Below are 15,070 nucleotides of genomic sequence, written 5' to 3'. Positions count from 1 at the left end.
GCACCATGGGGGTCATCCTGCCAAGTTCGCGCCCGGCGGGCACGATGAACCGGTGGGTTACCGACTGACGCAGTACGCGCACGGCGGCGGGTGCGCGTGCAAGATCCCGCCCGGCGAGCTGGAAGCGGCCGTGGCCGGCCTGACCGGCGCCGTGCCCGTCGATCCCCCGGGCGAGCTGCTCGTCGGCCTGGACACCGGCGACGACGCGGCCGCGGTCCGGATCTCCGGCGGCACCGCGCTGATCGCCACCACGGACTTCTTCACCCCGGTCGTCGACGACGCCTACTACTGGGGCCGGATCGCGGCCGCCAACGCGCTGTCCGACGTCTACGCCATGGGCGGCACGCCGGTGGTGGCGGTGAACCTGCTCGGCTGGCCGCGGGAGACGCTGCCGTTCGAGCTGGCCGCCGAGGTCCTGCGCGGCGGCCTCGACGTCTGCGCCGAGGCGGGGTGCCACCTGGCCGGCGGGCACAGCATCGACGACCCGGAGCCGAAGTACGGGCTCGCGGTGACCGGCATCGCGGACCCCGCGCGGCTGCTGCGCAACGACGCGGGCCGGGCGGGCGTGCCGTTGACGCTGACCAAACCGCTCGGCATCGGCGTGCTCAACTCGCGGCACAAGGCCACCGGCGAACGGTTCCCGCAGGCCATCGATGCGATGACGAAGCTGAACGCGGGCGCGAGCCGGGCCGCGCTGGCCGCCGGGGCCGTGTGCGCCACCGACGTGACGGGGTTCGGCCTGCTGGGCCACCTGCACAAGCTGGCGCGCGCGAGCGGCGTGACGGCCCGGCTGGACCCGGCGGCGGTGCCGTACCTCGAGGGTGCGCGGGAGGCGTTGCGCGACGGGTACGTCAGCGGCGGCACCCGGCGGAACCTCGACTGGGTCCGCCCGCACGCCGAGCTGTCCCGCATCTCGGCCGACGAGGCGCTGCTGCTGGCCGACGCGCAGACGTCCGGTGGCCTGCTGGTCGCCGGGGAGCTGCCGGGTCACCCGGTGATCGGGTCCCTGGAGCCGCGGTCGGAACACACGATCGTCGTCGGCTGAGTTTCCCTGCCGGGCTGCCCGGGTACGCGGGGCAGGAGAAACGATCAGGAGGTGTTCCATGCCCGCTCCGGACCGGACCAGCCTCGAGCAGCACCTGTCCGAGACCGAGTACCCCTGCGGCCGCGACGAGCTCCTGCGCCGCGCAGCCGCGGCGGGCGGCGGCGATTCGGTGCTGGGGTCGCTCGGCGGGTTGCCGGACAGCGACCGGTACGACGACTTCGACGCGGTGTGGGAAGCGGTGTCGGCCAAGCACATCGGCGGGGCACCTAGATGAGCCGCTCCACGGCGTCCCGGGCCTCCTTGAGGTCGGCGCCGGTGCGCTCGCGGTAGGCCTTGATCGCCTGGATCTTCTTGCCCTGCCGCAGCAACGCGCTCACCTCGGCGAGTTCCGGCTCCTCGGTGGACACGCCGAGCCGATCGGCGATCGCGTCGAGCTTCCGCTCCACCCGCGCGAGCCGCCGGTCGACCCGCCCGAGCTTGCGCTCCGTCGAGGACGACGCCAGCTCGACGACGGCGACCAGCACGACGACACCGAACAAGAGCATCCCGTAGTCCATGCCGGGCATGCTACTTCGCGGAAATTGTCGGTACCGGTGGCTAGGGTGGCGTCATGACCACACTGACCGGCCGTCGGAACACTGCCCTGCTCGTCATCGACGTGCAGAACGGCGTGATGGAGACGGCACACGAACGCGAAACCGTCCTGGCCAACATCGTCACGCTGGTGGACCGCGCCCGCGCCGCCGGCACCGAGGTGGTGTGGGTGCAGCACACCAGCGGCGAGCTGCCGCGCGGGAGCCAGACTTGGGAGTACGTACCGGAGCTGGTGCGCGCGGAGAAGGAACCCCTGGTGCACAAGGAGTACGGCGACTCCTTCGAGGACACGGACCTCGAGGAGGTGCTGGCGGACCGCGGCGTGGGATCCCTGGTGGTGGCCGGCGCGCAGACGGACGCCTGCATCCGCTCGACGTTGCATGGCGCACTTGCCCGGGGTTATGACGTGACGCTGGTGGCGGACGCACACTCGACGGAGGACCTGACGGCTTATGGGGCCCCGCCGCCCGGGCAGGTCATCGCGCACACGAACCTGTATTGGAAGTACCAGACCGCACCGGGCCGGACGGCCGGGACAGTGGAGACGGCCGAGGTGGAGTTCGGGGTGAAGGCACCAGCCTGAGCGGCGGATTCCGGTTGGCGGGTTTCGGGGCGCGGCTGGTCGGCGAGGGTGCTCCCGGGCCGGGCGGTCGGCAGCTTCAGGGCGCGCGGCCGGGGCGGCAAGGTTGCTCCCGGGCCGGATGGTCGGCGGCATGGGAGCGCGGCCGGGACAGCTGGGCGGCGCCCGGACCGAGTCGATGGCTTCGGAGCGCGGCAGGGCGGCAAAGCTGCTCCCAGGCCGGGTGATCGGCGCCTTCGGAGCGCGGCCGGGCGGCGAAGTTGCGCCCAAGCCGGGCGGTCAGCGCCGTCGCAGCCCGGCCGGAGCAGCGAAGCTGCGCCCAAGCCGGGTGCTCGGCGGGTGAAGGTGCGTCAGGCCCAGCCATGGCGGGGCTGGGCGGTGCGCTCGCGAGCGTCCGCCGGGCGGCCCGGCGGTCGGCTCGAAGCCGCGCTCACCCCGGACCTTCCTCAGCCGCCGCGCAACTCGTCGCGCAAGGCGCGCGCCACCCGGGTCATCAGGACCTCCGCCTCCGGCTGGACCGCCGCCGGCACCCTCGACTCCGTCAGCGCCACCACCGCGAACACCCCGCCGTCCGCGTGCTCGACCACGCCCATCTCGTGGCGCAAGTTCAGCAACGTCCCCGTCTTCGACGACCACCGGGCCGCGTCGGAAGCGAACTCGGGGGTCAGCCGGTGGCGGATCACGTTGTTCGCCATCAGCTCGCGCACGCCCGCGGCCACCGCCGGGTCGATCTTCGACGGGGTCCACAGCGCCTCCAGCAGTGAGAGCAGCGCCCGGGCCGACGCCGAGTTCGCGCGTGTCACGTCGAGCTGCGGGAGGCGGTGGCCCTGGCCCGCCGTCGACGCGCCGATGGCCAGCGCGTGGGCCAAGTCCGCCTCGGCCGCGTCGAACCGCTCGGCCGGGGTCTGCACCAGGTCGCGCATGAGGTGGCGCACCGCGATCCCGGGAAGGCCCCACTCCACCAGCATCCGCGTGATCTCCGGCGGCGGCGTCAGTCCGAACAGGACGTCCGCGGCCGTCCCGTCGCTCAGGGACGTGCTCAGATACACCAAGTCGCCGACAGCCACGCGCGCCGGGTGGCGGAAGCGGGTCAGGCCGGTCGGGCCCGGTGTCGTGACGCCGCCGGGTGGGACCTCCAGCTGGGTGGCCGCGTCGAGCTCGCCCCGGCGGATGCGGTCCAGGGTGACCGCCGCCAGGGGGACCTTGACCAGGGAGGCGATCGGGTACTCGCGGTCCGGGTCGATGCCGAGCTCGGCGCCCGAGCGCAGGTCGCGGACCAGGAACGAGCCGCGCAGGCCGCCCTCGTCCAGGGCCGCGCGCAGGTCGCGGAGCAGCGAGGCGGTCACCGGCCGGCTCCGAGGCACCGGCCGACCGCCGCGCGCAACGTCGTCCGGAGGCGGTCCGCGTCCTCGGCCAGTGCCGCCGTGACGGCGAAGCCGCGGGCCGGCGCCAGCTCGCCGATCGGGCGCCAGGACAGCCCCAGCTCCTCCGCCTGGGCCACCGAGCACAGCAGCAGGTCCTCGGACGCGAACACCTCCGCGGCCGCCGACGTCAGTGAATCGGCCACCGCCACCTGGGCCGGGGACAGCCCCACCGCGTCCCGCACCCGCAGCACCCGGTCGCGGACGTGCGGGACGTCGTCCTCCGGCTGGATCCAGACCCGGCGCCGCACGCCGGTGGACCGGCCCACCCGCAGCGTCTCCAGGTGCACGACCCGGCCCGGCAAGGGCGCCACGCCGGCGACCCCCAGCGGCACCGACCACACGGCTTCCTCGGCCGGGACCGCCGTGAGCGCGGCCCGCACCTCGTTCGTGCGGACGAGCTCGGCCCGCTCCCCCGGCCCCGCCGCGCGGAACTCGAGGTGGATTTCCTGTGCCCGGGCTTCGGCGGCGAGCGCGGCGAGCTCCCGCACCCCGCACGTCGCCGGCACGGCCACCCGCACCGGCCGCAGCCGGGCCCGCTTCGCGTCGTGCTCCATCGCCTCGGCCAGCTGCACCAGCCGGCGGGCCGAGGGCAGCACGTCCCGGCCGAACGGTGTGAGCCGCGCCCGGCGGGTCGAGCGGTCGAAGAGCCGCTCGCCGAAGTGGCGTTCGAGCGCGGCGATGCGCCGGCTGGCGACCGGCTGCGGGATCCGCGCGAGCGCCGCGCCGGCCGTGAAACTCCCCGTCTCGCTCACGCTCACGAACGCCCTGCAGCCGCCGACCAGGTCCACGACCTCATCTTATGCCGGTTCGGCATCAAACCGCACAGTTCCGTCTTGGACAGCATGAACGAACGTCGTGAGACTGCGGAGGACGATCAAGAAGACCGGAAGGAAGCCCTCGTGCCGTTCCCCCGAGCCCGGCGGGCCGCGCTCGCCGCGCTGCTCCTCGTTCCGCTGGCCGCCTGCACCGCGGAAGCACCCAAGCCGGCACCGCCACCGGCACCGGCGACGGCACCGGCGACGGAAGTGGCAGCAGCACCGCAGCCGGATTTCGCCCCGCTCGAACGCAACTTCGACGCCCGCCTCGGCGTGTACGCCCTCGACACCGGCTCCGGCCGCGAGATCGCCCACCGCGCCGACGAGCGCTTCGGCTACGCCTCGACGCACAAGGCGTTCTCCGCCGGGGCCGTCCTCCAGCGCACCGGCCTCGACGGGCTCGCGAAGAAGCTGACCTACACCCGCGCCGACCTGCAGCCGAACTCCCCCGTCACCGAGAAGCACGTCACCACCGGCCTGTCGCTGCGCGAGGCGATCGACGCCGCCCTGCGCTACAGCGACAACACGGCCGCGAACCTGCTGTTCCGCGAGCTCGGCGGCCCGGCCGGGCTCGCGGCCGCACTGCGCGGGGTCGGCGACACGACCACCCACGTCGACCGGATCGAACCGGGCCTCAACGATCTCGCGCCGGGCGACGTCCGGGACACGAGCACCCCGCGCGCGATGGCCGGCAGCCTGCGTGCCTTCGCCCTCGGCCCGGCGCTGCCGCCGGAGAAGCAGACCGTGCTCACGGACATGATGCGCGCCAACACGACCGGCGCGGCCCTGATCCGGGCGGGCGCGCCGGCCGGCTGGGCGGTCGCCGACAAGACCGGGACCGGCAGTTACGCCACGCGCAACGACATCGCGGTCGTCTGGCCGCCGGAGCGGGCGGCGATCGTGCTGATCGTCATGTCCAGCCGCCAGGCCGAGAAGGCCGACCACGACGACCGGCTCATCGCGCAGGCCGCGAAGCTGGCCCTCGACGCCTTCCGGAGCTAACCGAAGAGGCGCCGCACCTCCGAGGAGACGTCGTCGAGCCACGCGGCCCGCTGCGCCGCGCCGGCGTCGGCCACCACCCGCAGCACCAGCCGGTGCACCTCCGGCTCCCCCAGGTAGGGCGCGAGGCAGCGCCGCCAGATCGCGTCCAGCGGGTCGCCGAACAGCGTCCGCTCCCGCTCCTCCGGGGTGTCCGACGTGTTGACCACCAGCACCCGCCGCAGGGACAGCAGCGACTCGGGCGCGCCGCCGGCGTCGTCGAGCCGGTAGGCCACGCCGGGGACGAGGATCCGGTCGAGCCAGCCGCTGAGGATCGCCGGCGGCTTGCCCCACCAGTTCGGGTGGATCGCGACGAGCCCGCCCGCGGTCCCCAGTTCTTCCCGGTGCCGCCGCACCAGCGGGTCCGGTTCGGCGGCGAGGAACTCCTCCGCCCGGGTCCCGCTGGTGTAGGCCTCTTCCGCGGTCAGGACCGGGTCGAAGCCTTCGGCGTACAGGTCGTGGAACCGCACCGGCACCCCGGCCCGGTCCAGCGCGGCGACCACTCGCGAGGCGAGCGCGTGGTTGAAGCTGCCGGGTCGCGGGTGGGCGAGCAGCACCACCACCGGCTTGTCGTCGATCCCCATGATCGCGCCATCCTGCCACGGCGGCCCGCGGCCGAGCCCGCGAACACCTCAGCCCGCGTTGGCCAGGAAGCCCTGTCCCGAAGGGGCGCTGCGCACCAGGCACGCGTGGCACGGCATGCCGCACAGCCCGTCGAGCACCTCGGCTTCGCCCGGGAAGATCGCCTCGCCGCACAAAGCCGTCAAGTGCTCCGGCACCGGGCCGGCGGGCACCGGGATCAGGTGGCAGACGCGTCTGCTTTCGCCGACGACGCCTCGGCGTAGCCGCACCAACGCGAGCATTCCACCGTTCTCACCCATAGCCGGAAAACTAGGCCAAAAGGCGGATCAAGGCTTCGTGCCCGCGACCCAACGATCTTGGGCACCGGTGGTCCGGGACACCAAAGTCACGCCGGGGAAAGCACCGCCGAGCCCAGCCGGCGGCACAGGGCGAGCGCCAGCTCGACGTCCAGCCGGTCCTCCCCGAGGCCGCGCGGCAGCAGCTCCTGCGCCTTGCGGACGCGGTACTGCACCGAGTTCTTGTGCATCGTCAGCTCCGCGGCCGCCGCCGTGTAGCTGCCGCCGGTCGTCAGGAACACCCGCAGCGTCTCGCGCAACCGGCTGCCGTTCTCGTCGTCGGCGGCCAGCGGCCCGAGCGTGCTCGCGACCCACAGGCGGGCCGCGTTCAGGTCGCTCGTCATCAGCGCCACCGTGCCGACCTCCCGGAAGGTCAGCACGCGGTCGCAGTGCTCCCCGGCGGCCAGCGCCAGCGCGTGCACCCGGCGGGCCTGCTGGTGGGTGTCGCGGAAGCCGGCGACCCCGGTGCCCGGGTCGCCGACGGTCACCCGCACGCCGGCTTCGGCTTCGGCGAGCGCCGCGTCGAGGGGGGCCCGGCCGATCGTCGCGCCCGGCGCGAGCGGCAGCCACACCCACGCGCTGGCCTCGTCACGCGGCACGAACAGCGGACGGCCCTGCCCGTGGACGCGTTCGAACACCGCGCCCGCGACCGACTCCAGCAACGACAGCGCGTCGTCGACGAAGGCCTCCGAGGCGTGCCAGACGATCATGCCCACGTGCGTGCCGCGCAGGCGGTAGCCGATCACCGCCTCCGCGGCGTCGACGTCGGGCGGCTCGCCGTTCCCGTCGAGCAGGTCCGCCACCTTCGCCGCCCGCGCGGCACTGCGGTTGAGCAGCCAGCGGTCGCGTTCGTCCTGGTAGATGCCGACGAGCTGGCGGACGACCCGGGTGATGAACTCGTAGGCGACCCGCAGCAGCCGGCGCATCATGGCGCCGAGCAGGGCCGCGTCGTCGACCAGCCGGATGCACTCCTGGAACCCGAAGTCGAGCATCGCGGCCTGCCCGAGGTCGTACGCCCGGATCAGGTCGAACACCGGGGTGCCGCGCTGCGCCAGCCGGCGCGCGTACTCGACCGCCGCGGCCGGCGGCTCGACGCCGGCCGGGTCGATGCCGTGCCGGAAGATCTGCAGCGCGGTCTCGATGTTCTGGTACACGCTCGCCGACAGCAGGCTCACCATGCGCTCGTCGTCGTTGACCAGCTGCGGCAGATCGGTGGCGTACAGCTGGACCAGCTCGCCGGTGAGTTCGCCCGCGCGGCCCTCGAGGGTGGCGGCGATCTGCCGGATGCGCTCCGAGACGGCTTCTTCGTCCACCATGGAGCCACCTTAGGGGGTGACACCTCAAGCTAGGCGAGGAACTCGTCGATCAAGTCGAACGTCCTTTCCGGAGCCTGCAGCGCCGGCTGGTGCCCGGCGCCCGCCACCACCTCGAACCGCGCGTCGGCGAACGCGGCCGCGTACGCCTTGCCGAACGCCGGCGGGACGACGACGTCGTCTTCGCCCCAGATCAGCAGGGCCGGGAGCCGGACCCGGGCGAGGCGGCGCAGCAGCTTCGGGTCGGCGAGGTCCGGACCGGCGTAGGTCCGCATCGCGGCCAGATCGGCCGGGTCCGGGCCCGGCGCCCCGGGCGGCGGCTGCGGCAGCCGCACCGGCCGGCCCGCGATCTCCGGGCCGATGGCGTCGAGCAGGACGAGCCGGCCGAGGCGGCGGCCGCGGTCCCGCACCGCCAGTTCGGCCGCGACCCAGCCGCCGAACGAACTGCCCACCACGACGACGTCCGCCAGGTCTTCGTCGTCGAGGAGGTCGAGGTAGGCCAGGGCGAGGTCGTCGACGCCGGTGAACGCGGCCGGGCGCGGGGTGCCCGACCAGCCCGGGTGCGTCGGCGCCAGCACCCGGGCGCGCGGCGCGAAGTGCTCGACGATCGAGGTGACGCTGCGGGGTCCGGCGCCACCGTGGAGGACCAGCACGGCGCGGTCGCCGCCGCCGGTGTCCAGGAGGTCGAAATCCATGGGCTTTCCTTCCGTCAGTCCTGTCATTACCGCGTGGCGAAGCGCGTCATCTGCTCGACCATCGCGTCGGGCGCGCCGGCGGCGAAGCACGCTTCGAGGTTGTCCGCGGAGTCCCGGGCGGCTGCTTCCGCCCGGGGGAACATGGCGGTTTCGTAGGCCGAGAGAGCGCTTTCGACGTCGTCGTGGTCCGCCAGCGCGAGGGCCAGCTCGGTGGCGTCGAGCATGGCGAGGTTCGCGCCCTCGCCGGCGAAGGGCGACATGACGTGCGCGGCGTCGCCGAGCAGCGTCACCCCCGGCACCCGCGCCCAGCGGTGCCCGACCGGCAGGGCGTGGATCGGCCGCGGGAGCAGGGGACCCTCGCTGTCCGCGACGAGCGCCCGCAGGCCGGGGGCGAAGCCGGCGAAGGCGTCGAGCAGCCGGTCCCGCTCGGCCAGCCCGGTGACGGCATCGGCGTCCTCCGTGCGGACCGCGGCGTACACCCGGATCCGGCCGCCGCCGGTGCGCTGGGCGATCAGCCCCTTCCCTTCGGCGAGCGCGAACATCGAACCCGGCCCGACCAGCGCGGCCACCGCCGGGTGCCGGACGTCCACGTCGGACAGCCGGGCCTCCACGAAGGACAGCCCGGAGTAGCGCGGCACGGCGCCGGACAGCACCGGCCGCACCTTCGACCAGGCGCCGTCCGCGCCGACCACCAGGTCCGCTTCCAGGACGTCGCCGGTGGCCAAGGTGACCTTCCCCGGCGACACGGCGGTCACCTTGGCGCCCCAGCGGACCACGCCCTCCGGGAGCGACCCGGCCAGGATCCGCTTGAGCTCGCCGCGGTCGACCTCCGGCCGCGTCCCGCCGCCCTCGCCCGCGCCATCTTCGAACCGGACGGCACCGTGGCGGTCGAGGATGCGCAGCGCCTCGCCCTCTTCGCGGACGACGGCGCGGAACTCCGCCGTCAGCCCGGCTTCGGCGAGCGCCCGCTGACCGGATTCCTCGTGGAGGTCGAGCGTGCCGCCCTGGTCTCGGGCGGCCGGCCCGGTTTCGAGTTCGCAGACGGCCGCCGGGATCCCGCGCGTGTGCAGGATCCGGGCCAGCGTGAGGCCGCCCAGCCCACCGCCGACGATCGTGACGGAGGGGCTCATCGGGTCTCCCCGGGTCCGGGGCGCGGGGTGGCGAGCGCACCGTTCAGCAGCGCGTCGAACGCCCACCTCGCGCGGGCGGGGCCGGGCCCGGACACCAGATCGGGGCCGAGCGCGGCGATGTGCGGGTGGGTCCGCGGCGAAACACCCGCCAGGGACTCGGTCATCTCCTCGTGTTCACGGGCGGCGCCGGGTTTCTCCCGGCGGGTGCCGTGTTCGACGGCCGTCGCCGTCGCGGTCAGCAGCAGGACGTCGACCGCCCACGCGGCCTGCCCCGGCGCCACGCCGCCCTCGTCGAGCAGCGCGAGCACGGCCTCGACGAGCGCGAGGTAGTGCGGGCCGCTCAGCCGGGTCACCAGCGCGACCCTGGCCAGGGTGGGGTGCGCGAACAGCACCGCGCGGTAGGAGTCCAGCACCGCCCACAGGCGTTCGCGCCAGTCGCCCTCGCCGGCCGGGCCGACCTCGGCGAGCAGCTCGTCGAGCACCGCGGCGTGCAGTTCCTCGGTGTCCTTGACGTAGACGTAGAGCGACGCCGGCCCGGTGTCGAGCTCCTTGGCCAGCCGGCGCATGGTGACGCGCTCGACGCCTTCGGCGCGCATCACCGCGACCGCGGTCGCCACGATGCCCTCGCGCGTCAACGCGGGTTTCGCCGGGCGCTCCCGGCGGTTGTAGGTGCTTCCCGGAGTCATGCCCTCACCGTAACGAACATGTTCGTTACGAGCAAGTTCGTCGCGAACGCGTTCGTCCGACTCGGCATCCCGGGAATCAACACATCATTCGGGTGCGTGGCATACGACATTCGGATCCACCATTTTGTTAAGTCGACTGTTAAGCAGCCACATCGAAAGACTCGAAAATAATCCCGAAAGAGCGCGCCGGATTATTCCGCGGTCCAGACCACTGGGGAAAGATCACCCGTACGGCGGCTTTCCGTTGCGCCACAAGGCAGCGGTACCGCGACGACCAGCGAGTTAACATTTTTGAAACGCGCTTACACGACATTTGGCGCTTGTGGCAACTCTCCACGACCGGTATATCTGGGTGACCGGAATTCGACCGCGGCCGGCCGCACCACCGGCCGGTTCGCCGCTGCTCTCTCCCCGCTCCCCGGAGGCACCATGCACCGCCTGGACCCGGCCCGCGAACACGTCCTCGGGCTCTACCGCATCATCGTCGGCTTCCTCTTCGCCTGCCACGGCCTCAAGACGCTCTTCGGCCTGTTCGGCGCGAAGTCCGCCGCCGCCGTCGGGTCCTGGCCCGGCTGGTGGGCCGCGGTCATCCAGCTCGTGTGCGGCGTACTCGTCTGCGTCGGGCTCGGCACCCGGGTCGCCGCGGTGATCGGCTCCGGCTCGATGGCCTACGCGTACTTCGTCGTCCACCTGCCGACCGGCCTGTTCCCGATCCAGAACGGCGGCGAAGCGGCCGTGCTGTTCTGCTGGTCGCTGCTGCTCATCGCGTTCGTCGGCGCGGGCCGCTTCGCGCTCGGCAACCTTTCGGTCCGGCAGCGGTCTTCCGAGCCGGCACCGGAGCGCGCCACGGTCCAGAAGGTCCAGAACGTCTAGGAGGTGCGGGAGATCCCGACGCCGCTGCGCGCGTCGGGACCGTACTTCGCCAGTTCCCGCGCGAGGTCCAGGTGCCCGGTCGACGCGCCCTTCGCGCGGTCTTCGTCGGTCAGCAGCTCGCGGGGGATGATCCAGACGACCTCGAACTCCAGCCCACTGGGATCCTTGGCGTACAAGGATTTCGTGGTTCCGTGGTCGGCCGAGCCGACCAGCGCGCCCGCTTCGGTGAGCCGGGCGGCGAGCCGCTCGAGGTCCCCGAGGGTGTCGGCCTCCCAGGCGAGGTGGTAGAGCCCCACCGACGTCCGCCCGGCCCCGGAATCCGCCGCGGCCGCGCCGATCTCGAAGAGGCCGAGGTCGTGGTCGTTGGCCGACCCGGGTGCCCGCAGGAACGCCGCACCCCGGTGCGCGTCGCCGCCGTCGATGTACCCGAAGCCGAGCACGTCCCGGTAGAACGCCACGCTTTCGGCCAGGTCCCGGACGTAGAGCACGGCGTGGTTCAGGCGGAAGATCGACATCGGGGCTCCGTGCTGCGCGCAGTTCGATTGAAGTTTCAACTTAATGTTAAGCGCGTGTTCAGCACGGGTCAACCCACCAGGACCGCGCCCCACAGCCGGCCGAGCCAAGCCGCGTAGCGCTCGTCGGACCACTCACGCCGCTCGACGAACTGGTGCCACAGCGTGCCGTCCGTCGTGGACCACAGCACGTCCCGGCATTCGGCTTCGGACACCCCCAGCCGCCCGGTGCCCGCGGCGGCCCTGGCGTGCTCGGCCATCGCCGCCAGCCGCTGCCGGTCGATCTCCTCGAGCATCACCGCCGCCGCGGGTTCACTCGCCGCCGCGCCGCGCACGGCCAGGTGCAGCTTCGCGGTCCGCCGCATCACCGCCGTGTTGAAGACGGCGAACGCGGCGAACCGGGTCCGCAGGTCGGGCTCGGCGAAGACGGCCCGCAGTTCGGGGCGCTCCAGCAGCGGCACGTCCTGGTCGTCCCCGCCCACGGCCACGTCCCACGCGCGGTGCAGCAGCGCGGGCTTGTTCTTGAACGCCGAGTAGACCGTCTCCGGGGCGACCCCGGCCTCCGCGGCGACGTCGGCGATGGTCGTCCGGCCGTAACCGCGCGTGACGAACAGGGCGTGGGCCGCGTCCAGGATCCGCCGCCGGTTCTCTTTCGCCTGCTCCCGGCGCCGGCTCGACGCGTTCCTCGCCGACGTGCTGCCGCGGCAGACCGCCGCCGAACGGGCCATCCACGAGGGTGAACAGGAACCGCGCGCCACCCTGTGGTCACAGGCTGACCCGGTGAGCCTGTTCGGGGCCTGGCTGCCGATCCGCACCGGCTGGGCCGACGTCAGCGCGGCCTTCAAGCGCGTCGCGGCCCAGTTCTCCGACTCGCGCGAATACCGCTTCGAGGTCATCGCGGCCGGCGCGAGCGGCGACCTCGCCTACACCATCGGCTTCGAGCACAACACGGTGTCGCTCAACGGCACGCCGACGACGTACACCCTGCGCGCCACCCACGTGTACCGGCGCGAGAACGGCGAGTGGAAGATCGTCCACCGCCACGCCGACCGGCCCCCGGACGAGCCCGCGCCCGAAGCGGGGTTCACCGGGACCCACTCTCGGTAGGCCCGCCGACCGACCGGGCGACAAACCTTCGACACCGCATCGAGGCCCTGGTCAGGGCCCCGGGCGGTTCGTAAGGTGAGTCCACCGCAGGACACCGTGTCAGCTGTCCCGCGGACGGTGGTGCCCCCGGATCCGACCTTTCCCCGAAGCCAAGTCCCGGGGCACCACCGCTTCACTCAGCGGATCGTGCCGCTCTCCCACCACCAGCTCTCTGCTAGCCGTGTTCCGGCTTCCCATGAATCGCTGTCACATTTACATACATACGCCATGTATGTAACCTGGCCGCATGACGAGGCGCAGTGAGTCTCTCGGTCAGGAGCACCGCGTCCGGCTGCCCGCCGGCGAGGTGCGGTACTGCGAGCGGGGCACGGGAGCGCCGGTGGTGTTCGTGCACGGGGTGCTGACGAACGCCGAGCTGTGGCGGAAGGTCGTTCCCGACGTCGCCGCGGCCGGGTTCCGGTGCCTGGCGCCGGATCTGCCGCTCGGCTCGCACGAGCTCCCGATGCACCCCGGCGCCGACCTCTCCCCCACCGGCAACGCCGAACTCATCGCGGACTTCCTCGACGCGCTCGACCTGCGGGACGTCACGCTCGTCGCGAACGACACCGGCGGCGCGTTGACGCAGATCCTGCTCAGCCGCCGTCCCGAGCGGGTCGGGCGGGTCGTGCTCACGCCGTCCGACTGCTTCGAATACTTCTTCCCGCCGATCTTCAAGGCGCTGCCGCCGCTCGCCCGGATCCCCGGGTCGATGGCGGTGCTCGGGCAGCTGCTGCGGATCCGCGCGCTGTACCCGCTGCCGATCCTCTTCGGCCGGGTCGTCAAGCGGCCACTGCCGGACGCGGTCGCGCAGGCTTACCTCTCGCCGCTGCGGAAGTCCGCCGGGGTGCGGCGCGACCTGCGCAAGCTGCTGCGGGAGGTGCACCCGCGGCACACGCTGGCCGCCGCCGAAGCCCTGCGGACGTTCGACCGGCCGGTGCTGCTCGCGTGGGCACCGGAGGACAAGCTGTTCCCGATCCGGCTGGCCCACCGGCTCGCCGCGCTGCTGCCGGACGCGAAACTCGTCGAGGTGCCGGACTCCTACACCTTCCTGTCCGAGGACCAGCCCGCGGTGCTGGCCCGCCACGTCGTCGAGTTCGCGGGCGCCATGGCAGATTAGGCGGGTGCGACGTACCCAGCAGGACCGTTCCGCCGGCACGAAGGCCGCCTTGGTCGCCGCCGCGCGCGAACTGTTCGCCGCCCGCGGCTACCAGGCCGTGCCGGCCGACGAGATCACCCGCGCCGCCGGCGTGACCCGCGGCGCGCTGTACCACCACTACGCCGACAAGCAGGGCTTGTTCCGCGCCGTGGTCGAGGACCTGGAACGCGAGCTGACCGAAGAGGTGCGGACGGCGTTCGCCGCCTGCCCGGACCCGCTCGCCGGCATGCTGCAGGGTCTCGGGGTTTTCCTCGACGCCTGCCTGCGCGAGGAGGTCCGCCGGATTTCGCTCACCGACGCGCCCGCCGTGCTCGGCTGGGACGTCTGGCGCGAGATCGAGGCGGAGTACGGCCTCGGCCTGCTCGTCGCCGTGCTGACGCAGGCCAGGGCGGACGGGCAAATCGTCGACATGCCCGTCCACGCCCTGGCACAGCTGGTGCTCAGCGCGGTCATGGAGGCGGCCCGCATGATCGCCGCGGCCGACGACCCGGCGCGGACGCGCGCCGAAGTCCAGCAGGTCCTCGGCGGGTGGCTCGGGAGCCTCCTGCGGACCTAGCGCGTCCGGTAGGTGCTCAGGTTCGCGGGCCCCACCTGGGTGGTGGAGACCAGTTCGAAGTGCACGACGTCGTCGAAGAGCCGCCGGCCCGCGCCCGCCACGCTCGGGAAGACGAGCAGGCGGTACTCGTCGACGAGCCCGTGCCGGGCGAGCTGCTTCGCCACCTCGACCGAACCGATGACGATCACGTCCCGTTCTTCCCGCTCGACCGCGTCGGCGAGTTCTCCTTGCAGCAGCGCGGAGTTCTGCCACGCAGACACCTCGTGGAAGGTCCGCGACGCGACCAGCTTCGCCGCGGCGTTGAGCCGGTCGGCGAACTCGCCCGTGCGGCCGGGCCAGAGCTTCGCGAACAGCTCCCACGTGGTCCGGCCGAACAGGAGGACGCCGGTGTCGAGCAGGGCGCCGAGCCGGAACTTGTCCCCGGACACCGCCTCCCGCCCGTGCCGGAACGCCCAGCCGCCGGCGGGTGTGCCGCCGGAGCCGTCCGGGTCCTCGACGACGCCGTCCAGGGTGATGAACTCGACGACGATCACGCTCATGGTTGCTCCCGGTGCCTGGTCGCCGCGCCCCGGTGGCGCGGCCGCACCGGT

General features: G+C 73.1%; 20 protein-coding genes. 8 read left to right on the top strand and 12 right to left on the bottom strand.

From position 1 onward, the window contains the following. Nucleotides 1-52: 52 nt before the first annotated feature. Together selD and C2L58_RS28285 are read left to right on the top strand one after the other, a co-directional pair. On the top strand, nt 53-1,045 hold the full coding sequence (selD, locus tag C2L58_RS28290) for a selenide, water dikinase SelD (RefSeq protein WP_103340713.1): 993 nt from the start codon (nt 53-55) through the stop codon (nt 1,043-1,045). A gap of 58 nt (nt 1,046-1,103) precedes the next feature. Next, nucleotides 1,104-1,319 (top strand): DUF2795 domain-containing protein, encoded by a 216-nt coding sequence (locus tag C2L58_RS28285; RefSeq protein WP_103340712.1) that lies wholly within the window; start codon nt 1,104-1,106, stop codon nt 1,317-1,319. Here the strand turns inward: C2L58_RS28285 and C2L58_RS28280 are convergent. Then, nucleotides 1,312-1,602: a hypothetical protein gene (locus tag C2L58_RS28280; RefSeq protein ID WP_103340711.1), complete on the bottom strand. Its 291-nt coding sequence runs from the start codon at nt 1,600-1,602 to the stop codon at nt 1,312-1,314. The genes C2L58_RS28285 and C2L58_RS28280 overlap by 8 nt on opposite strands. A gap of 53 nt (nt 1,603-1,655) precedes the next feature. Between C2L58_RS28280 and C2L58_RS28275 the strand changes: the two genes are divergently transcribed. Then, nucleotides 1,656-2,222 carry a cysteine hydrolase family protein gene (locus tag C2L58_RS28275; protein ID WP_103340710.1) on the top strand — a complete coding sequence of 189 codons (567 nt, stop codon included), beginning with the start codon at nt 1,656-1,658 and terminating at the stop codon, nt 2,220-2,222. 443 nt (nt 2,223-2,665) lie between these two features. Here C2L58_RS28275 and C2L58_RS28270 read toward each other — a convergent pair whose 3' ends face one another. Together C2L58_RS28270 and C2L58_RS28265 are read right to left on the bottom strand one after the other, a co-directional pair. Then, nucleotides 2,666-3,565, bottom strand: coding sequence for a serine hydrolase (locus C2L58_RS28270; RefSeq protein ID WP_103340709.1), 900 nt, complete (start codon nt 3,563-3,565; stop codon nt 2,666-2,668). Next, nucleotides 3,562-4,431, bottom strand: a complete 870-nt coding sequence (locus C2L58_RS28265) for a LysR family transcriptional regulator (RefSeq protein WP_103340708.1) — start codon at nt 4,429-4,431, stop codon at nt 3,562-3,564. Before C2L58_RS28265 ends, C2L58_RS28270 begins: the two co-directional genes overlap by 4 nt. Before the next feature lie 111 nt (nt 4,432-4,542). Between C2L58_RS28265 and bla the strand changes: the two genes are divergently transcribed. Then, the gene (bla, locus tag C2L58_RS28260) at nt 4,543-5,460 is read left to right on the top strand and encodes a class A beta-lactamase (RefSeq protein WP_103340707.1); all 918 of its coding nucleotides are present in this window, start codon (nt 4,543-4,545) and stop codon (nt 5,458-5,460) included. On the opposite strand, the gene C2L58_RS28255 is transcribed toward bla, so the two are convergent. The 6 genes from C2L58_RS28255 to C2L58_RS28230 form a co-directional block, all read right to left on the bottom strand. Continuing rightward, entirely contained in the window at nt 5,457-6,080 is a 624-nt protein-coding gene (locus C2L58_RS28255; RefSeq protein WP_103340706.1) for an NAD(P)H-dependent oxidoreductase, read from the bottom strand. The genes bla and C2L58_RS28255 overlap by 4 nt on opposite strands. Before the next feature lie 48 nt (nt 6,081-6,128). After that, on the bottom strand, nt 6,129-6,359 hold the full coding sequence (locus tag C2L58_RS28250) for a hypothetical protein (RefSeq protein WP_199191481.1): 231 nt from the start codon (nt 6,357-6,359) through the stop codon (nt 6,129-6,131). Nucleotides 6,360-6,463: 104 nt separating this feature from the next. Next, nucleotides 6,464-7,729, bottom strand: coding sequence for a PucR family transcriptional regulator (locus tag C2L58_RS28245; protein WP_103340705.1), 1,266 nt, complete (start codon nt 7,727-7,729; stop codon nt 6,464-6,466). Nucleotides 7,730-7,758: 29 nt separating this feature from the next. Further along, nucleotides 7,759-8,421, bottom strand: a complete 663-nt coding sequence (locus C2L58_RS28240; RefSeq protein WP_103340704.1) for an alpha/beta fold hydrolase — start codon at nt 8,419-8,421, stop codon at nt 7,759-7,761. A gap of 26 nt (nt 8,422-8,447) precedes the next feature. Then, entirely contained in the window at nt 8,448-9,551 is a 1,104-nt protein-coding gene (locus C2L58_RS28235) for an FAD-dependent oxidoreductase (RefSeq protein ID WP_103340703.1), read from the bottom strand. Next, the gene (locus C2L58_RS28230) at nt 9,548-10,237 is read right to left on the bottom strand and encodes a TetR/AcrR family transcriptional regulator (RefSeq protein WP_103340702.1); all 690 of its coding nucleotides are present in this window, start codon (nt 10,235-10,237) and stop codon (nt 9,548-9,550) included. Before C2L58_RS28230 ends, C2L58_RS28235 begins: the two co-directional genes overlap by 4 nt. Before the next feature lie 429 nt (nt 10,238-10,666). Between C2L58_RS28230 and C2L58_RS28225 the strand changes: the two genes are divergently transcribed. Further along, nucleotides 10,667-11,110 (top strand): DoxX family protein, encoded by a 444-nt coding sequence (locus tag C2L58_RS28225; protein ID WP_103340701.1) that lies wholly within the window; start codon nt 10,667-10,669, stop codon nt 11,108-11,110. Here C2L58_RS28225 and C2L58_RS28220 read toward each other — a convergent pair. Both C2L58_RS28220 and C2L58_RS28215 read right to left on the bottom strand, forming a co-directional pair. Beyond that, nucleotides 11,107-11,625, bottom strand: coding sequence for a VOC family protein (locus tag C2L58_RS28220; protein ID WP_103340700.1), 519 nt, complete (start codon nt 11,623-11,625; stop codon nt 11,107-11,109). The two genes, C2L58_RS28225 and C2L58_RS28220, sit on opposite strands and share 4 nt — an antisense overlap. A gap of 68 nt (nt 11,626-11,693) precedes the next feature. After that, nucleotides 11,694-12,350 carry a TetR/AcrR family transcriptional regulator gene (locus C2L58_RS28215; protein WP_103340756.1) on the bottom strand — a complete coding sequence of 219 codons (657 nt, stop codon included), beginning with the start codon at nt 12,348-12,350 and terminating at the stop codon, nt 11,694-11,696. 52 nt (nt 12,351-12,402) lie between these two features. Here C2L58_RS28215 and C2L58_RS28210 point away from each other — a divergent pair, with 52 nt between their 5' ends. The 3 genes from C2L58_RS28210 to C2L58_RS28200 all read left to right on the top strand — a co-directional run bounded on the left by C2L58_RS28210 (nt 12,403) and on the right by C2L58_RS28200 (nt 14,480). Further along, nucleotides 12,403-12,729 (top strand): YybH family protein, encoded by a 327-nt coding sequence (locus tag C2L58_RS28210; RefSeq protein ID WP_233225985.1) that lies wholly within the window; start codon nt 12,403-12,405, stop codon nt 12,727-12,729. A 286-nt stretch (nt 12,730-13,015) separates the two neighbouring features. Beyond that, nucleotides 13,016-13,885, top strand: a complete 870-nt coding sequence (locus tag C2L58_RS28205) for an alpha/beta fold hydrolase (RefSeq protein WP_103340699.1) — start codon at nt 13,016-13,018, stop codon at nt 13,883-13,885. A 4-nt stretch (nt 13,886-13,889) separates the two neighbouring features. Beyond that, complete coding sequence (locus C2L58_RS28200; protein ID WP_103340698.1) at nt 13,890-14,480, top strand: TetR/AcrR family transcriptional regulator; 591 nt, start codon at nt 13,890-13,892, stop codon at nt 14,478-14,480. Here the strand turns inward: C2L58_RS28200 and C2L58_RS28195 are convergent. Continuing rightward, nucleotides 14,477-15,019: a dihydrofolate reductase family protein gene (locus tag C2L58_RS28195; protein WP_103340697.1), complete on the bottom strand. Its 543-nt coding sequence runs from the start codon at nt 15,017-15,019 to the stop codon at nt 14,477-14,479. The genes C2L58_RS28200 and C2L58_RS28195 overlap by 4 nt on opposite strands. Between the last annotated feature and the right edge of the window lie 51 nt (nt 15,020-15,070).

It is taken from the genome of Amycolatopsis sp. CA-126428, from assembly GCF_002904335.1.
GTDB lineage: Bacteria > Actinomycetota > Actinomycetes > Mycobacteriales > Pseudonocardiaceae > Amycolatopsis.
This window is presented reverse-complemented; position numbering and strand designations above follow the sequence as displayed.